We start from the raw sequence: 5,003 nt of genomic DNA on the forward strand, positions 1-5,003 counted from the left end.
GTATATAATTACCGAGATACAACTGCCCGAAAGTTATATTACCGCCGCCGAAAACAAGTTAGCGGAAGCCGCAAAGAAGGACTTCCCGGCCATGACACAGCCCCAAGTAAGTTATAAACTTACCCTTTCCGAAGACTTCCTTATAAAGACCTTCGGGCAAGAGGTGGAAGCCGAAATTTTCCACGTTGGCGACTACATTAACGTCAAGGACGAAGAATTAGGCATTAACAAGGCTGTCCGCATAGTGAGGATAGAACGCAACCTATTGAAGCGGCATACCTACGAAATAACCCTGAGCGACACCGTTACGAAGTCTACTACCGTCCGCGTATTGAACGAGATAGACGACATTAACGACGTGATAAACATCAACAAGTTAGCCGACCCCACAAGGGCGCGGCGACGTTGGATGGCTACGCAAGAGTTGTTAAACATGGTATTCGACCCGGAAGGCGACTATTACAGCGAGAAAATAAAGCCCCTTTCCATTGAAACGCAGATGTTAAGCGTTGGCGCGAAGTCTACGCAGTTCACGCTGTTAAACGTAACCTTCCAACCGAACTACAACAAGGATCCAAACGCGCTATACATTTCCGGCGGCCGGTTGGCCCATTACGCCATAGAAGAAAATATTAGGCAGTGGGTACTGACTACGGCGACCTATACCAACCTTAAACCCGCAACAGCCTATTACATTTACGCCCGTTGTTCCACAGCAGCGGGGGACGGTACTATTATCCTTTCGGAAAGTGCTATAACCGTAGAACAGGAAGCAGGGTACTATAACTTCCTCGTCGGAGTGCTTAACAGCGTCGTAACCGACGCGGGCGGCAAGAACCCCGGCCGATTGGTAAGCCTTACTTACGGCAGTTCCACAATAAACGGGCGTTTCCTTCGTACCGGACGAATTGAGAGCAGCGGCGGCGGTAAGTGCTACTTCGATTTGGATAACGACGAGATAGGCGGCGTTATTCGCTTCGTAGGCAGCGACGGCAACTATTATGACATTGCCGACGTACAGGACACAGCCGACCGCAAGCGGCAAGTATTCGTAGCACAGCCTTACGGCCCTTACGACGTAGGCGACCTTTGGCTACGCTCGTGGACGGATAGCACAGGAGTAGCCCGGAAAGACCTCTACCGTTGTGTTACCGCCCGCGCTTCCGGCTTTAACGTGAACGATTGGGCGGAAGCCACCTTTTACGACAATACCCAAGTAACCATCGACCGGGGTATAATTACAGCCGGGACGGTGCAGCTTGCTAACGGAAATTCCCAAAGTATTGTAGCCGGAATAACGGGCGGCGAGAACGAAGCAGCTAACGAAACCGAAGCCCGAAAGGTGAGGATTTGGGCCGGAGCAAGTAAGGCGAATCGCTTTACCGCTCCCTTCCGCGTCCTTCAAGACGGTAGTTTTGTAGCCACCAAGGGAACAATCACGGGAACCATTAACGCCAATTCCGGCACTATTGGCGGCTTTGAGATTGGAAGCGGACGAATTGGCACGGCTTCAAGTAGTACGGCTTCTTCGGGGAGTGGCCTATCCCTGTATGGCGATTTTATAAAATTCGCTAACACTTACTGCTGGGCTTCGATTGGTGCCAACGTATTGCCCGCGTCCGTCGGAATGGTAGGCGTAGGACGTTTTACTAATTCAACGCCAAACTCATGGGGTACGAACTACGGCCTTCTTATTAGCGTAACAGGAGCAACAACCAACCTCGCAATAAAAGCGACCGGGGCAATAGTTTCGGATAGCTATATAGAAAGTTACGGACTTGCGACAATAACACCATCTACCAACAATTGCCATATTCCGGGCGAGTTAACCTCGCCTACAATGTTCCGCATTAAAGCGAAGTTCATTTACGATAACGCCGGGATTGGCTTCCCTTCGCGTGGATCCATAGCCACCGCGTTAGGAATTGGCAGTAGTACCCCTTTTGCCGTCCGCTTTACTATTATTGTCGATAGCACAAGCACAAAGACAGGCTACATTACCGGGCGTAATACCTTCGTAACGGGCAAGAGCAGCGCCGGAGCCACAACGTACCCGATGAATAGTAATAGTTACCCATACCGACTAAACCAAAACGGCGGCAACGAAACAGGTAAAATGAATATGGCTAAGGGCGACACCGCCGAATTTATGTTAGTTTGGGACGGAAGTAGCAACTATTACGCTTATTGGCTTAGTCATATAAGTTAACCGACTGAAACACGCCGCTATATAGTGCTTTGTTACCCCGTCCTACACGGCGGGCGGGATAACAAACACTTCACGGATATTTAGCGACGTATTAAATTGATACGATTATAAAGTAAATTTGCACCAACTTAAAACGACCCTATATGACAAACAGGAACGGCGACCAAGTAAGCGTACAAGTTTCGGTAATTGGCCCGGTCAACTTCGACGGCGGCAGTTTCCGAAAAGGCACCCCCTTTTGCGTCAAGAACGACGGAGAAGCGGCGGTAGTGCTTGAAGTGAACCTTTGGGGAATGCCCGAAGGCGAGTTTATAGCCACGCGCTTTGAAACAGGGTGGAACCCCGAAATAGTCCGCGAGATAAAATCAACAAGTCAAAAAACCGCCCTTCTTTGGGGCTATTAAAACAACATACGAATATGGGTTTAATCATAGCAGCGGGCAACACTAAGCCCGCCTTCCCTTACGATTATTACTACGGCGTTAAAATCAAGACGACCGTAGCCGCTACCACGTTGGAGAGAGTGGGCCGCCCGGAACTTCACGTTTCGCTGCCTATTCAGTCCAAAATGCGCCGTTGTGTGCTTCGTGACAACGGAACGGTAGCCTACTACCTTCACGCTACCGACAGCACCAAGCGCGACAACGGAGCCGCCGCCAACCTTACCGGGGCGGACGGGCAAGTAATGGTTGAAATTCCCCGCCATTACCGAAAGTTTGAGTTCGACGGCACGGACTTAGTAGCCCTTATTTCCGAATACCCGTTACCCGGCTTCCACGAAATCCCCTTAATGTACCGCAGTGCCTACGAAGCCACCGTAGACCGCACCGTTACGGCTACGCCTAAATTGGCTTCCGTCGTCAACGCTACCGCCGCCTTCCGTGGTGGAAACAATAACACCGCGTGGGATGGAACATACCGCAGCCTTCTCGGACTTCCGGCTACACAAATTTCCCTTACCAACTTCCGCAACTACGCCCGCAACCGTGGCGAAGCCGGGCTTAACGGCAAAGGGTGGAACTGCGACCTATACGCCGCGCAGCTTACAACCTATTGGCTGTTCGTCATTGAATACGCCAACCTTAATTGTCAAGCGGCATTTAATGCGCAGCCCGACGCAAACGGCTACAAGCAGGGCGGACTCGGCGCAGGCGTAACAACGCTTAATAGTACGAAGTGGAACACCTTTAACAGCTATTATCCCTTCGTGCCGTGTGGCTATACCAACAGCCTCGGCAACGCTACGGGCGTGGTAGAGTTCACAATGCCCACCGAATACGACGCTACCCCCTTAGTCGTACAGGTTCCAAGTTACCGAGGGTTAGAAAACCCCTTTGGGCATATTTGGAGCTGGACGGACGGCTGTAAGTGTGAGATACAGAGCGACGCGGACGGCGGGCTGTCGAAGTTCTACGTTTGCAACGACCCGGCTCAGTTCCAAGACAGCAGCTATAACGGCTACGAGTACCGGGGCGACCTTCTCCGAAAGGAAGGCTACGTTAAGGCCATACTTGCCGGAGAGTTCGGCGAGAATATGCCGCGAGAGGTTGGCGGCGGTTCTACGACCTACTTCTCGGACTACTTCTATACTTCTATACCCGCTTCCGGCGTGGCTATGAGGGGCGTTTTGTTCGGCGGTAATGCGGCCGACGGCGCGGCTGCCGGGCTGGCGCACGCGATTACGACCTACGCGGCTACGAATACGGGTGCGAACCTCGGCTCCCGGCTTTGCTTTATACCCGCCGCGTAGCACGACCACGCCCCCACGACCTACAAAAACACAATAACCCGCCCCAACCGCCGCGTACCGTTTATTCGGCGGTTGGGGTCAATAAAAAACAAAAATATGGATACTCAAACGAACCCCGGACACGACGACGGAACCCTCGCCTTCCTGAATATTCCACAGGACGAGAATGACAAGCACTTCAACTGCCACGAAACCACGCAGCAGAAGTTAATTAACCTTTCCTTCTTCGTGCTTGACTTCATCGACGGAGTTAAGACCAAGTTCGGGGCGGAACGCTTCTTAGTGAAGATAAAGCACCCGGACAACAGCCCCGACAAGGCGGGGCAAGTGGAAAAGTTCTTTACCAATTCCACCGAAATAAAGTATGTGCTTCGTGAGATTAAGAAGCGTAACGCCTTCCCGCGAAAAGTCACTATGAGGGCTTCGGGAACGCGCTACTACTTTGAATAAAACGAATTGGGTTGTTTGCCTTCGGGCGTTTTGTTCGGCGGTAATGCGCACAACGGCGCGAATGCCGGGCTTGCGAACGCGAATACGAACAACGCGGCTACGAATACGAATGCGAACATCGGCTCCCGGAATTACTGATACACTTAGCCCCACAGGGTTAAGACACGATACTAAAAAGGCAAAGACCCCGCCCGCAAAGGCGAAAAATAGTAATTATTTAACGGCTTTTGGTAGGCTACCCGCCGAAGAACGCCATAGAATCAGCAAAGCAAAAAGAAGTGAAACGACGCGGAAACATATACGGCGAATTTAGCAGCGTGGAGAATATAGACCGCGCCGCCCGGATGTCGGACAAATACAAGCCCGAAAACACGGGGGTAATTTGTTCTTTGCTTGAACGCGACGAGTTCCAACCGTCGCCAACTTACAACGTAACCATCAATGACGGGAAGGAACGGCTTCTTACCATAGTTCCCGAATTTCCCGATAAGATAATACACCGCGCCATGCTTTTGACCCTTCGCCCGATTTGGGATAAGGTGTTTATTTCCGATAGTTACTGCGGCATAAGAGGACGGGGGCAACTTCCAGCGG

Annotated in this window: 4 protein-coding genes and 1 pseudogene; all 5 read left to right on the forward strand. The window is 51.6% G+C overall.

All coding sequences use genetic code 11. The features are described from left to right. Window positions 1–2,209, forward strand: a 2,209-nt coding sequence (locus C5O24_RS14065; protein WP_205961096.1) for a phage tail protein, incomplete at its 5' end; no start/stop codon positions are given. A gap of 143 nt (window positions 2,210–2,352) precedes the next feature. Next, complete coding sequence (locus C5O24_RS10700) at window positions 2,353–2,613, forward strand: hypothetical protein (protein WP_107681809.1); 261 nt, start codon at window positions 2,353–2,355, stop codon at window positions 2,611–2,613. Window positions 2,614–2,627: 14 nt separating this feature from the next. Then, complete coding sequence (locus tag C5O24_RS10705) at window positions 2,628–3,959, forward strand: hypothetical protein (RefSeq protein WP_107681810.1); 1,332 nt, start codon at window positions 2,628–2,630, stop codon at window positions 3,957–3,959. Window positions 3,960–4,055: 96 nt separating this feature from the next. Next, window positions 4,056–4,409 carry a DUF8468 domain-containing protein gene (locus C5O24_RS10710; RefSeq protein WP_107681811.1) on the forward strand — a complete coding sequence of 118 codons (354 nt, stop codon included), beginning with the start codon at window positions 4,056–4,058 and terminating at the stop codon, window positions 4,407–4,409. 227 nt (window positions 4,410–4,636) lie between these two features. Then, window positions 4,637–5,003, forward strand: a pseudogene (locus C5O24_RS14330) (hypothetical protein); the annotation flags it as partial.

It is taken from the genome of Paramuribaculum intestinale (genome assembly GCF_003024925.1).
Taxonomy (GTDB): domain Bacteria; phylum Bacteroidota; class Bacteroidia; order Bacteroidales; family Muribaculaceae; genus Paramuribaculum; species Paramuribaculum intestinale.